Below are 16,033 nucleotides of genomic sequence, written 5' to 3' on the forward strand. Positions count from 1 at the left end.
AGCCCCCCCCCCCCCCCCGCGCCCGGGGGGGGCCCCCGGCCCCCCCCCCCCCCCCCGCGCGGGGGGGGGGGGGCCGGCGGACGAGGCCCGCCGTCGACGGGGTCAGCGGTAACCGGCGGTCACCACGTTGGCCTGCACCGCGTTCTCGGTCGCGTCGGACGGGTAACCGGCGACCATGGCCCCCTCGTAGAAGGTGCCGGCGCTCAGGTTCGCGCCCCCGTCGGGCTTGCAGCAGTCACCGCCACTGCCCAGGATGATCGCGCCCTGCTTCTTCATGGGGCTGTATCCCGACGGGAGCGAGCCGTCCCACAGCGTGTAGAGGCTGCCGGACTGGGCGTCGCTGCCCTTCATGGCGAAGCGGGACGTGCCGTTGTTCTTGAGCGTCGCCGTGACGAACTTGCTGGTGAACGCCCGCTGGTTCGGGTTCCACGAGCTGCTGCCACCGGGGAACAGACCCCACTCCAGGTCGGCCTGCACCCAGGGACCACTGCCGGAGCAACCGCCGAACCAGCACTGCTTGCCGAAGTTGATGGCGTCCATCGCGCCGGCGGCGTCGGCCTTGCGCGTCGTCTCGCTGTTGCCGTAGTCGAAGCAGCAGCCGCTGTTGACGTGGGTCCCGCTGGTCACCATGTACATGCCCTCGGGCGCCGCGCCGGTCGGCACGCCGGTCAGGTGCCCGTCGCGCCAGTAGCTGTTGCCAGGATTGATGTAGAGCGAGTACGCCTTGGCGCCGCCGACCGTCAGGGACTCCGAGGTCGCGGTCGCCGGCCTGCTCTGCGGCGAGCCGGGAACCACGCTGGACCCCTGGTACCAGAGGTCGTTTCCGCGCCCGGACTGGTCGAAGACGACGGTGATCACGCAGGTCGTGCCGGAGCAGAACGAGTCCTGCGTCGCCGCGTTGGCGGTGCCGCCCGTGCCGGTCAGGCCGATGTTGCGGGTGGTGTTGTCCGACGAGCGCCGGACCTGGTAGAGGTTGCCGGCGTACGTCGCGTAGAGGGCTCGCGTCGTGCTGTGGGCCGCCACGCACGGGGTGCCGCCGGAGGCGTAGATGTCGCACGGGCGCGCACCGCTCGGCGGCGGGGTCGTGGTCGGCGGGGTGGTGGTCGGCGGGGTCGTTGTCGGCGGGGTGCTCGGCGAGGCCCACTGTTGGTTGGCGCCGCCGTTGCAGGCCCAGAGGATCAGTTTGGTGCCGTTCGCGGTGGCCGCGCCGTTGGCGTCCAGGCACAGCCCGGACTGCACACCGGTGATGGTGCCGTTGCTGTTGACGTTCCACTGCTGGTTGGTCTGGCCGTTGCAGTCCCAGATGATCGCCGCGGTGCCGTTGGTGGTGCCCCGGCCGGAGGCGTCCAGGCACTTGTTGCCGTACACCGTGAGCTGCTTGCTCGACGTCCAGGTCCAGGTCTGGCCGGCCGCGCCGTTGCAGTCCCACAGTTGGGTCTGGGTGCCGTTGGTGGTGCTGGAGTTGGGAACCTCGACGCATCGACCGGACGGGACGCCGACGATTGTGGTGCTCTGCCCGGGCGCGATGGCGGCGGCTGCCAGCGGCGCGGCGGCGGCCTCGGCGGCGGACGATCCGGCGCCGGCCGCCGCACCGACGGTGACGAGGACGAGGACGCCGGCCAGTGCGCTGGCCAGGACGGCCAGGCGTGGGAGGCGACGTCTCGGGATGGGATCGCGGGCCATGCCTGACCCGGCGGGGGACGGGGTTCGCACGAGGTGGCTCCTCGGAGTCGTGACGGCGTGGATGGCCGACGCCGCAGGTGGTGGTGGCGGGGGCAGCCGAATCGATTCGCGGCAATCGTAGGATCAATTTTCGATGAGTGTCAATGAATGCCCGCCCGGCGGGAGTCCGGCGGTGGCCGCCCGTGCCGACGGCCACCGCCTGACCTCTTCCGCGACGCCTACCGCCCCCAGACCCGCCAGGTCTGGTTCAGCGGGCTGCCCTGGCTGACCGCGTTGCAGGGCCACTGGAGGACCGTCGCGCGAGCCGCCGTGGAGACCCCGTTGACGTCGACACACTTGCCGCTGTGCCGGGCGACGAGCTGGTAGTCGTGCGAGTCGTTACCGGAGTAGGTCACCTTCCGGAGGGTGAACTGCTGGTTGAGCCCGTTCTGGCAGGTCCACTGGTCCACGGCGGCGCCGTTGGCGGTGGAGGCGCCGCTGACGTCGAGGCACTTGCCGCTCTGCTGGTTGACCACCGTGTAGGTGTCGGCCACGCCGGCGACCGGCCGGAAGTTCCAGAGCTGCTGGTCACCGCCCTCGCAGTAGAACTGCTGCTGAACGTTGCCGTCGGCGGTGCTCAGGCCGGTGTTGTCCAGGCACTGCTGGGAGTGCTGGGCCACCGCCACCGACTGGAAGCCCCCCTCGGAGGGCGGCAGCAGGGTCACCGTGTACGTGTCGTTCTGGTTGCCGTACGGCAGGTTCACTGTGGCGTTGTTGTTGGACACGGTGACGACGCTGTTCGAAACCGTGACCGGGCCCTGCACCGCACCGCCGTTGTTGTACGGGATGCGCTGCGTGAGCACCCGCACCTGGTTGTTCTGCACCACGCCACTCGTCGTGTCGAGGCGTTGCAGATTGACGCTCAGGTTCCCGGTCGTCCGACCACCACCGACCAGGACCTTCGCCACCCCGTTCGCCTTCGTGGCGTACGCGTCGTAGGACTGGCTGCCGGTCACTGACACGATCTGCCCGGCCTGGGAGGCGTAGTAGCGGTAGACCCACCACTCGCCCTTGGGCTGATGCTGGCCGGCCGAGTTGCGGACCAGCAGGTTGCCGAGGTCGTTGTGCAGGTTGCCGGCGCTGGCCCAGTTGGCCCGCAGGCCGTCCGCCCGGGCCCGCTCCAGGCGGGCGATGTACCAGGCGCCGTCGGCCGGGTTCTGCTCGTTGCTCGCCCCGTACTCGTTGATCTGGTAGGGGCGGGGATGCGGGATGCCGCGCGGGTCGAGGGTGGCGTTGGCGGCGGCGACATTGGCGACCGGGTCACCGGGCAGCGAGTGCCAGCTGATGATGTCCGGCACGGTGTTTGTCGAGCGCACGAAGTCCAGGTACTGGTTCCAGAACGCGTGGTTGGTCGACGGCACGCAGGCGCAGCTCGGCCCGACGATCAGCTGGTTGGGGAACTCCGTCCGGAGGCGCTGGTACGTGCGCCGCCAGAGTTCGAGGTACTGGGAGATCGGCCGGTTCCAGAAGATGGTGATGTTGGGTTCGTTCCAGATGTCCCACTGCACCGACAGTCCGGACGCCCGGACGTCGCTGATCACCCGGGTCAGGAAGTTGTCGTAGTCGGTCCAGTTGCCGTTGTCGCCGGGGAAGCGGGAGATGCCGGCACCGTCGGCGCCCCACAGGTCGTGCGGCAACAGGATGAACTGCCCGCCCAGGGCGACGGTCCGACGGGCCTGGGCGACTGTGGCGTTCCAGCGGCGGTCGTAGTTTCCACCGACCCAGCCGCTGCCGGGCAGTTGCGCGCCGCCGGCGCGCATGTACTGAAAGTTGACGTCGCGGTAGAAGTGGTCGGGCGGGCCACTGGCGTTCTCGGTCATGCCGTAGATCCAGCCGGACGCGCGGTAGGTCGGCGTGCCGGTGGTGGTGGAGAAGTTGACGCTGATCGACTCGTCGGCGGCCTGGGCCGGGGACGCGGCGACGGTGACGGCGGTGGTTGCGGCGAGCAGGCCGACGACGAGTCGGGCGACGAGCGCGTGGGCTCGTCCCGACCTGCTGCGGGACGGGGTTTTCACGGGCGGCTCCTTGGTGGGGCGCGGGGGACGCTCTCCGGAGGGCTGCGCTTGCGAATCGATTCGCAGGGATCGTAGGTCGGAGACTCATCCGTGTCAATGAAGTGACGATCGCGTGAAGCCGCTGTTTCCCAGCAGTGCCTCCGTGGACGCTCACCAGCCCTTGACCATCGCGCACGGGCGGTCCTATCTTCGTGCGAACCGGTTCGTCGAATCGGTTCGCCTCATGGTCGGACGTGGTCCGGCCCGCGACGGTCAACCCACGACACCCCACCTGACGATCGACTTGAAGTGAGGCAGCACATGACACGACTCAACCGACGGCGGCGCCTGGCCGCCGTTGCCGTGCTAGCGCTCGCCGCGGTGACGGCGAGCGCCTGCTCGTCGTCGTCCGGCGACTCCGACGGTGGCGGCGGCGCGTACCTCGTCTGGGACCCGTATCCGCAGTTCGCCGACGACTCCGACTGGGTCGCCCTGCTCAAGAAGTGCGGAACCTCGGCGGGCGTGACTGTCGAGCGGACCGGCTACGACACCACCGACCTCACCAACAAGGCGCTGCTCGCCGCCCAGCAGGGCAACTCGCCGGACGTGCTGATCGTCGACAACCCGGTCATCTCGACACTGGCCGAGGCCGGCGCGCTCACCACCACCGAAGAGAACAAGCTGGACGTGTCGAGCATGGCGGCGAACCTGCTCGGCGCCGGCCAGAGCGGGGGCAAGACGTACGGGGTGCCGATCGGGGCCAACACCCTCGCGCTCTACTACAACAAGGACCTGCTGACCGCCGCCGGCGTCGACCCGGCCTCGGTCAAGGACTGGACGTCACTGACCGCGGCGCTGACGAAGGTCAAGGCCAAGGGCAAGAAGGGCATCACCTTCTCCGCGATCGGCACCGAGGAGGGCAGCTTCCAGTTCCTGCCCTGGTTCTGGGGATCGGGCGCCCAGCTGACCAGCCTGGACTCGCCGCAGGCGGTGTCCGCGCTGACTCTCTGGACGGACTGGCTGGGGCAGGGCTACGCCCCGAACTCGGTCATCAACAACACCCAGACCACGAGCTGGCAGGAGTTCGCCACCGGCGACTTCGCGTTCGCCGAGAACGGCACCTGGCAGTTGGCCAACGCGGAGAAGCTCGGCTTCTCGTACGGCACCATCGCGATCCCGGCCAGCGCCGGTGGGCCGGCCCCGGCGCCGACCGGTGGCGAGTTCGTCTCGATCCCGGTCCAGAAAAAGACCGACCGGTACGCGACGTCGCAGAAGCTCGTCACCTGCCTCACCAGCGCCGACAATCTCCTCACCACCGACACCACGCTCTCCTACGTCGCGCCGGTGGCCGCCGTGCAGGACCGGCAGGCAACCGAGAACCCCAAGCTCAAGGTCTGGGTGGAGGCCGTCCGGGCGGCGAAGGGCCGCACCGGTGACAACCTCGGCACGAAGTACCCGAAGATCTCCGAACCACTGTGGACCGCCGTGCAGGCAGCCCTGAGCGGCGGGAAGTCGCCGCAGGAGGCGCTGACCGCCGCGCAGGCCTCGGCCACGAGCAAGTAAGCGCGCCGAACCGACACGATGACCCCCACGACGCGGATTTCCACCATCACGCGAGGCCACGGTGGGGCGGTTGAGGCCGCCCCACCCGGGCCCCCCGCGCCTCGAAGCCGCCGGCCCGGACGTTGGCTGGCGTGGGGCTTCCTGGCGCCGACGGTCGTCTACCTGCTGGCCTTCTACGCCTACCCGCTCTACCGCAACGTCGAGCTGAGCCTGCGCGAGTACACCGTCCGCTCGTTCGTGCAGGGCGGCGCACCCTTCGCCGGCCTGGACAACTACCGCACCGTCCTGGCCGACCCGGCGTTCTGGCCGACGTTGGCGCACACAGTGGTCTTCACCGGCGCGTCGCTCGTCTTCCAGTTCAGCATCGGCATGGCCCTGGCCCTCTTCTTCCGCCAGAACTTCCCGCTGTCGGGCACCCTGCGGGCGCTGATCCTCGTACCGTGGCTGCTGCCGCTGATCGTGTCGGCCTCGACCTGGTCGTGGCTGCTCAACAGCGACTCGGGCCTGGTCAACGCCGCGCTGGGCGTCGTCGGGATCGACCCGGTCAACTGGCTCACCTCGCCGACCTGGTCGCTCACCTCGGTGATCATCGCGAACGTCTGGATCGGCATTCCGTTCAACCTGGTGGTGCTCTACAGCGGCCTTGCAGCGATCCCGGTCGAGGTGTACGAGGCGTCCGCGCTCGACGGCGCGACCGGTTGGCAACGGTTCTGGTCGATCACGTTCCCGCTGTTGCGCCCGGTCTCCGCGATCACGCTGCTGCTGGGGCTGATCTACACGCTGAAGGTCTTCGACATCATCTGGATCATGACCAGGGGCGGCCCGACCGGTTCCTCCGCCACGCTCGCCACCTGGTCGTACCGCCTCGGCTTCGGCAACCTGCTGCCCGAGTTCGGTCCGGGCGCGGCCGTCGGCAACCTGCTCATCGTGATGGCCCTGATCGCCGGGCTCGTCTACATCCGGTCCCAGCGGAGGCAGCACCTACGATGACCACGTCACCGCGTCGTGTCTGGTGGAAGACCGGAGTCGGTCTGGTGCTGACCGGGCTGATGCTCTTCCCCGTCTACTGGATGATCAATGTGTCGTTCACCCGGGACCAGGACATGCGGGCCAGTCCGCCGCACCTGTTCCCGACCGACGGCACGCTGGACGGCTACCGGGCCGTCCTCGACCAGCAACTGCCGTACCTCGGCACCAGTTTCCTCGTCGGGCTCGGCACGGTGGCGCTGACCGTGGCGCTCGCCGCCCCCGCCGGGTACGCGCTGGCGAAGCTGCGGCCACCCGGCGGCCCGGCGCTGAGCTTCCTGCTGCTGATCGCCCAGATGATCCCGGGCATCATCATGGCGATGGGCTTCTACGCCATCTACCTCACCCTCGGCGTCCTCAACACGCTGCCGGGCCTGATCCTGGCCGACACGACACTCGCGGTGCCGTTCGCCGTACTGATCTTCACGGCCTTCATGTCCGGCATCCCCGACGAGCTGCTCCAGGCCGCCGTGGTCGACGGCGCGGGACGGCTGCGTACCTTCTGGTCGATCGTGCTGCCGGTCAGCCGGAACTCGATCGTCACGGTGTCGCTCTTCGCGTTCCTGTGGTCCTGGTCGGACTTCATCTTCGCCTCGACCCTGGCCGGCGGTGGCGACCACCAGCCGATCACCCTCGGCATCTACCACTACATCGGCAACAACAACCAGCAGTGGAACGCCATCATGGCCACCGCCGTCGTCGCCTCGATCCCCGCCGCCGTGCTGCTGATCCTGGCGCAGCGGTACGTCTCGATGGGCGTGACCGCCGGCGCCGTCAAGGATTGACCATCCGCGGCGGTCGAGGACTGACCACCCGCACCACAGAAAGGCACCCGCCACCCATGACCGTCGCCCCGTCCGGTCCGGAGTTCGCCATCCAGGACATCCCGTTCAGCTACCGCGGATCCTGGTTCAACATCTCCCCGGTGGTAGCCGAGAAGACGTACGCCGACGACCTGCACCTGGTGTCGCACCAGACCGGGCTGCACCCGGTGCTGCGCCTCTCCCCCACGGCCGCGGGCACCACGGTCGTGGCCACGCCCGCGCTGCTGACCTGGCGTGCCGGTCCCGGTCGGATCGAGGCCGCCTACGACGCACCCGACACCCTGCGGATCCGGGGCCGGCACCTCGGCCTGCGGATCGCCGCGGCCGCGGGCACCCTCACCCCGTTCAGCGGCACCTACCTCTACCTCGACCCGGTCGACGGCTCACACGTCTTCACCTCGTACGAGACCGGGCGCCGCTACCGGGTCACGGTGCTCTCCGGCGCGCTGCGTCGCGCCGACGGCGTCGAGGCGCTCGGCACCGCCGACCGCTGCCTGGACCTCCCCGGCGACCAACCCTGGGAGATCGCCATCGAGGAGTACGCCACCGCCCGCCGGCCGTACGCCGCCGCCGTCCCCTTCGACCGGGTGTGCCGCGACCGCAGCGCCGAGTTCGCCGCGTTCGTCGACGCCGTCGCGCCGTGGCGCGGCGCGGACACCCCGGCCGCCGAACTGGCCGCGTACGTGCTGTGGTCCGCCACCGTCGCCCCGGCGGGCTTCGTCACCCGGCCCGCCGTCCTGATGTCCAAGCACTGGATGGACAAGGTGTGGAGCTGGGACCACTGCTTCAACGCGATCGCGCTCGCGGCCGGTGAGCCGGAGCTGGCCTGGCACCAGTTCCACCTGCCCTTCGACCACCAGGACGGCGCGGGTGCCCTGCCCGACTCGGTCACCCACTCGGAGGTGCTGCACAACTACGTCAAGCCCCCCATCCACGGCTGGGCCCTGCGTCACCTGCGCCGACGCCTCCCCCAGTCACCGGACCGGGCGGCGCTCGCGCAGACGTACGACCGGCTGGCCCGCTGGACCGGGTTCTGGCTCGACGCGCGCCGCGCGCCCGGCCACGACCTGCCGCACTACCAGCACGGCAACGACAGCGGCTGGGACAACGCCACCACGTTCGACGAGGGCCGGGTCGTGCAGACCGCCGACCTGGCCGCGTTCCTGGTCTCCCAGCTGCGGTGCCTGGCCGACCTCGCCACCGAGCTGGGCGAACCTGCCGACCGGTGGTCCCGGGAGGCCGACCGGATCCGGAAGGCCATGATCGGGCAGCTGTGGGACGGCGAGCGCTTCACCGCCCGCAGCCCGCACACCGGGCAGCGGCGGACAAGCCGCAGCCTGCTCGACCTGATGCCGGTCGCTCTCGGCGCCGACCTGCCCGCCCCGATCGCCGACGCGCTGGCCCGGGGCGTCGAGACCCACCTCACCACGCACGGGCTGGCCACCGAACCGACGGACTCGGCCCACTACCTCGCCGACGGCTACTGGCGGGGCCCGATCTGGGCGCCCTCCACCGTGCTGGTCGAGGACGGTCTGCGGCGGGCCGGGCACACCGCGATCGCCGACGACATCAGCCAGCGCTTCCTCGCGCTGTGTGAGAAGTCCGGTTTCGCGGAGAACTTCGACGCCGAGACCGGCGCCGGGCTGCGGGATCGCGCGTACACCTGGACGGCCAGCAGCTACCTCATCCTCGCGGCCGCCCAGGAGGAACGCCGAGCCGCGCGGCGGTAGCCGGCCAGCGGGGTCCCGCCGATGGGCGGGGCCCGCGCGCCGGTGGAGAGTCAGTGGGTCCGGACCGGGCCGGTGCTGGACCGCAACGAGATGGGCGGGCTGTAGAGGCGGTGCCGCGGCACGCTGCCGGGGGCCGCGATGATCTCCAGCAGCAGCGACACCGCCTCGGCGCCCATGTCCCGCATGGGCACGTCCGCCGCGGTCAGCGGCGGGCGGAAGTCCTCCGCCCAGTGCTGGGCGGCGACCCCGGTGACGGAGAAGTCGGCCGGCACGGACAGCCCGGCGCTGGTCAGCGCACGCTGCATCCCGGGCAGCGCCGCCTCGTTGATGGTGGCCACCGCCGTGACGTCCGGATGCGTCCCGAGCAACTGCTCCACGCACGCCTCACCGGAGGCCGTGTCGTCGCCGCAGCAGACGTCCACGCCGACCAGACCTCGTTCCGCCACCGCCGCCTGGAAACCGGCCAGCGCGCGATGGCTGGGCCCGTAACCCGCCGCCACCAGCTCGGCGGAGCGGTTGACCAGCGCCACGTGCCGATGCCCCAGATCGGCCAGGTGGTGCACGCAGCGCGCGATCAGCCCGGCGTAGTCGATGTCGACCCAGCTCATGCCGTGCGCTTCGGCCGTCCGACCGATCGTGACGAACGGCAGACCCGTTCTGGCCAGCCGCGTGACCCGGTCGTCCTCCAACCGGATCTCCATGAGGACCACGCCGTCCACCCGACGCCCGGTGACGATCCGCTCGAACGACCGGTCGTGGTCGCCGCCGGACGGGGACAGCAGCACATCCAGGTCGTGGCGGGCGGCGGCCTCGACGACGCTGGCGACGAAGCCCAACTGCATGTCGGTCAACCGCTGGCTCGCCGGTGGGATCACCAGCCCGAGGGTGCGGGTACGCCCCTCCTTCAGGGCGCGGGCGCTGGCGTTCGGCCGGTAGTCCAGCTCGTCGATGACCGCCTGGATCCGCTGTCGGGTCGCCTCCGAGACGGTTCGCTTGCCGCTCAGCACGTACGACACGGTGCTGCGGGACACCCCCGCCCGCCGGGCGATCTCCCCGATGTTCATACGCCGCCCTCGAATCGATTCCTGCCCCGACGGGGACGCGCCCAGCTCCGGTTCCGAGCATAAGCGCTCCGCACCGGCACCCGGATGCCCCGCCCGGCCCGTTCGGCCCGCCGGACCGGGTCGGCCCGCCCGTCCGCCGTCCTCGACCCGGTCAGGAATCAAGAAGCGCCGCCTCGGCGCCCCGGCCTAGCCTTTTCCCAGGTAGCCGGCACCACGCCGGGCCGGAAAACATCGAGAGGGAGCCCGACATGTCCGCGAAGACCTCCACGACCGAGTCCGACGGCTTCAGCGCCGAGGAGCGCGCCGCGATGAAGGAGCGTGCGGCCGAGCTGCGCGCCGAGGGTAAGAAGGGCGCCAAGAGGGCCGACGGGTTGCAGGCGGTCCTCGACCGGATCGCGCAGATGGCGCCCGACGATCGCGCGCTCGCCGAGCGCGTGCACGTGGCGGTGACCGCCGCCGCCCCCGAACTGACGCCGAAGACCTGGTACGGGATGCCCGCCTACGCGAACGCGGCCGACAAGATCGTCGTCTTCTTCCAGGACTCCGGCAAGTTCAACTACCGCTACTCGACCCTGGGCTTCCAGGACACGGCCAACCTCGACGACGGAGATATCTGGCCGGTGGCGTACGCCCTGCGGACGTGGAGCCCCGAGGTGGAGAAGAGGGTCATCGAGCTGGTACGCGCGGCGGTCTCCTGAGCACCGCCGCGATCGGGTGGCTCGCGGTCGGCGGACCGGGTCCCGTCCGCACGCCCGCCGGCCCGCGGTGACGCTGGTGCTTGCGCCCACCGGCGATGATCGGTCCGTGTCGCTCTGGGAGGTCGTCTCGCGCATCGGCGTACCGCTGATCGCCGTCGTCGGCGCCGCGTTCGTCGTGGCTGGCGCCTTCGCCGACCCGCCCGACTCCTTCTCCTGGCCACGCGGCTGGCAGTGGGCGTGGGTGGGGCTGTGGCTCATGGCCGCCGGCGAAGCGGCGTTCGGCACCGACCGCCCGTGGTTCGAGCGTTCGTGGAAGGGCACCGCGGCGCTGCTCGTCGCCGTGGCATGCGCGGTCGCCGTGTGGCGTCATTATCGGTGGCGAAGGCAGGCGCGGCCCACAAGCGAGCGGGGGCCGTAGCCGACGGTCCGGGACGACGCGACGCGGGACACCGGCCGCCCCAGCCCGCCACCGGCACCGGGCCGACGGCGGGCTGAAGCGCAGGCGCGGGACGCGCCGGGTCAGGTCGTCGTGCAGGTGAGGTCGGTCGGCGGGTTGTTGACGCCGGTCGCGGAGGCGATGAAGCCGAACGTCGTCGAGCCGCCCGCCGGAAGCGACCCGTTGTAGTCGACGTTCGTCACCCGCACGTTCGCGCCGCTCTGCGTGTGGGCGCCGCTCCAGATCTGGCTGATCACCTGCCCGTTTGGGAAGGTCCAGGAGACGGTCCAGCCACGGATCGGGGCCGCGCCGGCGGTCACGGTGACCTCGCCCTGGAAGCCGCCCGACCACGAACTCGTCACCGTGTACGTGGCCCGCGCACCGGACGGCGACGGCGTGCTCGTCACGGTCGGCGTCGGCGTCGGCGTCGGGCTCAGGGTCGGAGTGACGGTGGGCGTGGGCGTGCTGCTCAGCGTCGGCGACGGTGTCACACCGGGCCGCGCGGCGCGGTAGGTGTGCCCGGCGCGGACGGCGAATTGGACGACATCCGTCTCCGGCCGGGTGGTGGTGGGCGTGCTGCCGTCGGTGACGTCGACGAGGGTGAAGGAACCGGTGAAGAGCCGGCCCCGGAGTCGTACGGTGCCGTCACGGTCGGCGCGGACGCTGATCTCGTCGGCCTGCCCGCTGGTCCAGGCCACGCCGACGGTGTATCCGCCGCGCGCGCGTAGCCCCGCGACCTGGCCGGTGGGCCAGGCGCTCGGCAGCGCCGGCAGCAGGTGCAGCTCGCCGGTGTGGCTGTGCAGCACCATCTCGGCGATGCCGGAGGTCGCACCGAAGTTGCCGTCGATCTGGAACGGTGGGTGCAGGTCGAACATGTTCGGCGCGAGCCGGTCGGTCCGCACGAGGTCCTTCAGGAGCTTGTGGGCGCGGGCGCCGTCCTCCAGCCGAGCCCAGTAATTGATCTTCCAGGCGAGGGACCAGCCGGTGCCGTCGTCACCGCGCAGCTCCAGCGTCCGGCGCGCGGCCTCGTAGAGCTGCGGGGTGCCGCGCCGGGTGATCTGGTTGCTGGGATGCAGGCCGTACAGGTGCGAGACGTGCCGGTGGTTCCGCTCGGTCTCGACCCAGTCGGCGAGCCACTCCTGGACGTTGCCGCGCGAGCCGACCTTCGTGGGCGCCAGCCGGTCCCGGGCCGTGCGCACCTGGGAGCGGAACGTCGTGTCGACGCCCAGCACCTCGCTGGCGCGGGCGACCGCGTCGAACAGGTCCCGCAGGATCTGGTTGTCCATGGTGGGGCCCGCGCAGACACTGGCGTTCGAGTGGTGCGGCAGCTCGGGCGAGTTCGACGGGTTCGTGACCAGGTAGCCGAGCGTCGGGTGGGCCACCAGGGTGTCGAGGAAGAACTGGGCGGCGCCCTTGAGGGCCGGGTAGTTGGCCGACAGGAAGCCGGTGTCGCCGGTGAACAGGTAGTGCTCCCAGATGAGGGTGGACAGCCAGGCCCCGCCGGTCTGCCACATGCCCCACAGCGCCCCGTCGACGACCGAGGCGCCGCGCCACCCGTCGGTGTTGTGGTGGGTGACCCAGCCGCCGGCGCCGTACTGCGCCTGGGCGACGCGCGCACCGGTCACCGTGAGGTCCTTGATCATGTCGAAGACCGGCAGGAAGCACTCGGCCAGGTTCGTCGTGTCGGCGGGCCAGTAGTTCATCGGCAGGTTGGCGTTGATGGTGTACTTCGAGTCCCAGGGCGGCGTCATGGAGTCGTTCCAGATGCCCTGGAGGTTCGCCGGCTGGGTGCCCGGCCGCGACGAGGAGATCAGCAGGTAGCGGCCGTACTGGAACAGCAGGGCGGAGAACTGCGGGTCGTTGGTGCTCGCGTGCTGGGCGATCCGCACGTCGGTCGGCTGATCGGCGGCGGCCGTACGACCCAGGTCGATGGTCACCCGGTTGAACAGGGCCTGGTAGTCGGCGAGATGGCGACCGCGCAGCTGGTCGACGCCCACGCCACGGGCCGCGGCGAGACGGCTGCGCGCGATGCCCTGGTAGTCGCCGTTGACCGTGCGGTAGTTGACATAGCTCGAACCGATCGAGATCAGGACGGTCACGCTCGTGGCGCCGGAGACGCGCAGGGTGCCCCCGGAGCTGCTGACCGTGCCGCCGGTCGCGACGGCCTGGGCCAGGGCGAGGAAGCGCACCGACCCGTTGACACCCTCCATGGCGCCGGAGATGCCGTCGACGGCGATCGTGGTGGCGTCGGGGCTCGACATCGTCGTCCGCTGCGGGCTGTCGAAGGTGGCGTTGAACGTGATCGAGTTGGCGCGGTCGGCGGTCAGCCGGAGCACGATCACCGCATCGGGTGCGCTGGCGAACACCTCACGCTGGTACCGGACACCGTTCAGCACGTACGTCGTGGTGACGGTGGCGGTGGTGAGGTCGAGCGTCCGGTTGTACTGCGACGCCCCGCTGGCGGAACCGAAGGCGAGTCGGAGGTTGCCCACCGGCTGGTAGGCGAGCTGGCCGCCCGGGGTTCCCATCATCGTCTGGTTGATGAGGTCCTGCGCCTGGGTCCACTGGTCCGCGAAGACCCGCCGCCGGATCTCGGCCAGGTTGGCCGCCCCCCGGGTGTTGGCGGAGTCGTACGGGCCGCCGGCCCAGATGGTGTCCTCGTTGAGCTGGAGTCGTTCGGTGTCGACGTTGCCGAACACCATCGCGCCCAGCCGGCCGTTGCCGATCGGCAGCGCCCGTAGCCAGTCGGTGCCCGCGGGTCCGTCGTACCAGAGGGCCAGGTCGCCGGCGGCGAGCACCTGCGGCGGCGCCACCGAGCCGGCGCGGGCGACGGCGGACCACGCGACTGGCAGCAGCGCGGCTCCGGCGCCCGCCGCACCGGCCCTGAGCACGTTCCTTCGTGTCACTTCAGGCATGGTCTCTCCAATCAGCGCAGTTCAGAGGCGCAGGAGGGGGAAGGACGGCGCCCGTGCCGGGCCACCGCCGAGGAAGTCGAATGTCGTGGACATGCCCACGGCCAGCGCGCCGTTCGAGGTCTCGTGCGAGACGTGTGGTGGGGCACCCTGGTGTTAGCGTTAACAGGTGCCGCCCGTTCGCACCCTGCAGCAACGTTCACAGCCGGGACCGACGCGCCGAGCTCCCGACGGCGCGTCACCTCTCCCTCAATAGACCTTCGTAGATGGCAGTGCCGCTCGTCAAGGGGTGTCGGCCATGTTTCCCGCCAGCGTCCCGCCGGGGTCGCGCGGGCCGGCCGCCCCGCCCCGACGCTCGGACCGGGTTGCCATCCCGACGCCATCTTCGTAGCATCCAGGGCAGACGATGTTATCGCGAACATTTGGTGGCATCAGGGTATGCACCCCGCAGGAGGTGGCGCCAGTGTCCGCAGGCACGCCGGCCGTCTCGGGCTACCACAACCCGGTCGTCCCCGGCTTCTACCCCGATCCGAGTGTCTGCCGGGTCGGCGAGGACTACTACCTGGTCTGCTCCAGCTTCGACTACTTCCCGGGGGTACCGCTCCTGCACAGTCGGGACCTGGTGAACTGGCGACAGATCGGCAACGTCCTCGACCGTCCCAGCCAGCTGGAGATCCCGCCGGGCGCCGACGCGTCCCGAGGCATCTTCGCGCCGACCATCCGCCACCACGACGGCCGGTTCTGGGTGATCACCACCAACGTCAGCCTGGGCCGACACCTCATCGTCACCGCGGAGGATCCCACCGGCCCGTGGTCCGAGCCGGTCTACCTCGACCTCCCCCACGTCGACCCGTCCCTGGCCTGGGACGACGACGGCACCTGCTGGCTGACGACCTCCGGAGTGGACGCCTACCGGATCGACCCGGACAAGGGGCAGGTGCTGGAGGGGCCGATTCCGCTCTGGTCGGGCACCGGCGGCCAGTACCCGGAGGCGCCGCACCTCTACCGGATCGGCGACTGGTGGTACCTGCTGCTCTCCGAGGGCGGCACGCACACCGGCCACGCCGTCTCGGTCGCCCGCTCACGCAGCCCACGGGGGCCCTTCGAGCCCGCGCCGACCAACCCCATCCTCACGCACCGCAGCACCAACCTGCCCGTACAGGCCGCCGGGCACGCGGATCTGGTGCAGGCCGCGGACGGCAGCTGGTGGATGGTCCTTCTCGGCATCCGGGCGAAGGGCCAGTGGCCGCCCTTCCACGTGCTCGGACGCGAGACGTTCCTGGTACCGGTTCGCTGGGACGGCGGGTGGCCCGTCGTGGACGTCGTCCGGGAGGTCACCGCCGCACCCGCCGGCAGCGCACCGGCCCTCGCGGCCCCGCCCGGCCCGGTCACCTACCACGACGACTTCGACGCGACCGCCCTCGCGCCCGGCTGGATCTCGCCCCGCTCCCGCCCCGACGCGGCCTGGTCGCTGACCGAGCGGCCCGGATGGCTCACCCTGCACGCCACCGGTACGACGCTGGACCGCGCCGGCGCGACGATCGTGGCGACGCGCCAGCGCCACCATGACTGCCGTGCCGGCACCCGGGTGGATCCGGGCAGCGGCACGGCCGGGCTCACCATCCGAATCGACGAGGCGCACCACTACGACCTGGAGGTCCGCGCCGGCAGCGTCCGCGTCGTCGGCCGGGTCGGGCCGTTCCGGCAGGTCTTCGCGTCCCTCGACGTACCCGCTGGCCCGCTGGTCCTGACGATCGCCACCCGGACCGACGACCTCTACCCGCCGACCGTGACCTCCGCGGCGGACCTGGCGGCCGCGGACGAACCCTTCGGTGTACGCCCCGCCACCTCCGACATGATCTCGTTCGAGGTGGAGACCTCCGGGGGCCGCGTCCTGCTGGCCGAGCTCGACGGGCGCTACCTGTCCACCGAGGTCGCCGGCGGCTTCACCGGCCGGGTCATCGGCATGTACGTGACCGAGGACAGCGCCGCCTTCGACTGGTTCGACTACCGCCCGGCAGCGCGGCCGATCGACTGAGCGCGGACCGGCTCGCCATCGACGGA

Annotated in this window: 11 protein-coding genes; 7 read left to right on the forward strand and 4 right to left on the reverse strand. The window is 70.9% G+C overall.

Translation table 11 applies throughout. The annotated features are described in order from the left end of the window. Positions 1 to 102: 102 nt before the first annotated feature. Both ABZU46_RS10535 and ABZU46_RS10540 read right to left on the reverse strand, forming a co-directional pair. Entirely contained in the window at positions 103 to 1,713 is a 1,611-nt protein-coding gene (locus tag ABZU46_RS10535; protein ID WP_354856183.1) for an arabinofuranosidase catalytic domain-containing protein, read from the reverse strand. Positions 1,714 to 1,901: 188 nt separating this feature from the next. Then, a complete protein-coding gene (locus ABZU46_RS10540) occupies positions 1,902 to 3,737 on the reverse strand; it encodes an RICIN domain-containing protein (RefSeq protein ID WP_354856184.1) in 1,836 nt (611 codons plus the stop codon). Positions 3,738 to 4,037: 300 nt separating this feature from the next. Here ABZU46_RS10540 and ABZU46_RS10545 point away from each other — a divergent pair, with 300 nt between their 5' ends. Genes ABZU46_RS10545 through ABZU46_RS10560 form a run of 4 tightly spaced genes read left to right on the forward strand, consistent with a single transcriptional unit; the run spans position 4,038 to position 8,859 of the window. Then, positions 4,038 to 5,279, forward strand: a complete 1,242-nt coding sequence (locus ABZU46_RS10545; RefSeq protein WP_354856185.1) for a sugar ABC transporter substrate-binding protein — start codon at positions 4,038 to 4,040, stop codon at positions 5,277 to 5,279. A gap of 18 nt (positions 5,280 to 5,297) precedes the next feature. Beyond that, on the forward strand, positions 5,298 to 6,269 hold the full coding sequence (locus ABZU46_RS10550; RefSeq protein ID WP_354856186.1) for a sugar ABC transporter permease: 972 nt from the start codon (positions 5,298 to 5,300) through the stop codon (positions 6,267 to 6,269). Beyond that, a complete protein-coding gene (locus tag ABZU46_RS10555) occupies positions 6,266 to 7,090 on the forward strand; it encodes a carbohydrate ABC transporter permease (RefSeq protein ID WP_354856187.1) in 825 nt (274 codons plus the stop codon). Before ABZU46_RS10550 ends, ABZU46_RS10555 begins: the two co-directional genes overlap by 4 nt. Before the next feature lie 56 nt (positions 7,091 to 7,146). Beyond that, positions 7,147 to 8,859 carry a trehalase family glycosidase gene (locus ABZU46_RS10560; protein WP_354856188.1) on the forward strand — a complete coding sequence of 571 codons (1,713 nt, stop codon included), beginning with the start codon at positions 7,147 to 7,149 and terminating at the stop codon, positions 8,857 to 8,859. A gap of 50 nt (positions 8,860 to 8,909) precedes the next feature. On the opposite strand, the gene ABZU46_RS10565 is transcribed toward ABZU46_RS10560, so the two are convergent. Beyond that, positions 8,910 to 9,923 carry a LacI family DNA-binding transcriptional regulator gene (locus tag ABZU46_RS10565; protein WP_354856189.1) on the reverse strand — a complete coding sequence of 338 codons (1,014 nt, stop codon included), beginning with the start codon at positions 9,921 to 9,923 and terminating at the stop codon, positions 8,910 to 8,912. Positions 9,924 to 10,171: 248 nt separating this feature from the next. On the opposite strand from ABZU46_RS10565, the gene ABZU46_RS10570 reads away from it, so the two are divergent. Next, a complete protein-coding gene (locus ABZU46_RS10570) occupies positions 10,172 to 10,621 on the forward strand; it encodes a hypothetical protein (protein ID WP_354856190.1) in 450 nt (149 codons plus the stop codon). Between the two features lie 106 nt (positions 10,622 to 10,727). Further along, positions 10,728 to 11,039 (forward strand): hypothetical protein, encoded by a 312-nt coding sequence (locus tag ABZU46_RS10575; RefSeq protein WP_354856191.1) that lies wholly within the window; start codon positions 10,728 to 10,730, stop codon positions 11,037 to 11,039. Between the two features lie 101 nt (positions 11,040 to 11,140). Here ABZU46_RS10575 and ABZU46_RS10580 read toward each other — a convergent pair whose 3' ends face one another. Continuing rightward, on the reverse strand, positions 11,141 to 13,972 hold the full coding sequence (locus ABZU46_RS10580; protein ID WP_354856192.1) for a glycoside hydrolase N-terminal domain-containing protein: 2,832 nt from the start codon (positions 13,970 to 13,972) through the stop codon (positions 11,141 to 11,143). Positions 13,973 to 14,432: 460 nt separating this feature from the next. Between ABZU46_RS10580 and ABZU46_RS10585 the strand changes: the two genes are divergently transcribed. Further along, on the forward strand, positions 14,433 to 16,007 hold the full coding sequence (locus ABZU46_RS10585; protein ID WP_354856193.1) for a glycoside hydrolase family 43 protein: 1,575 nt from the start codon (positions 14,433 to 14,435) through the stop codon (positions 16,005 to 16,007). Positions 16,008 to 16,033 lie beyond the last annotated feature (26 nt).

The sequence above is a fragment of the Micromonospora sp. NPDC005197 genome (genome assembly GCF_040608295.1).
Taxonomy (GTDB): Bacteria; Actinomycetota; Actinomycetes; order Mycobacteriales; family Micromonosporaceae; genus Micromonospora.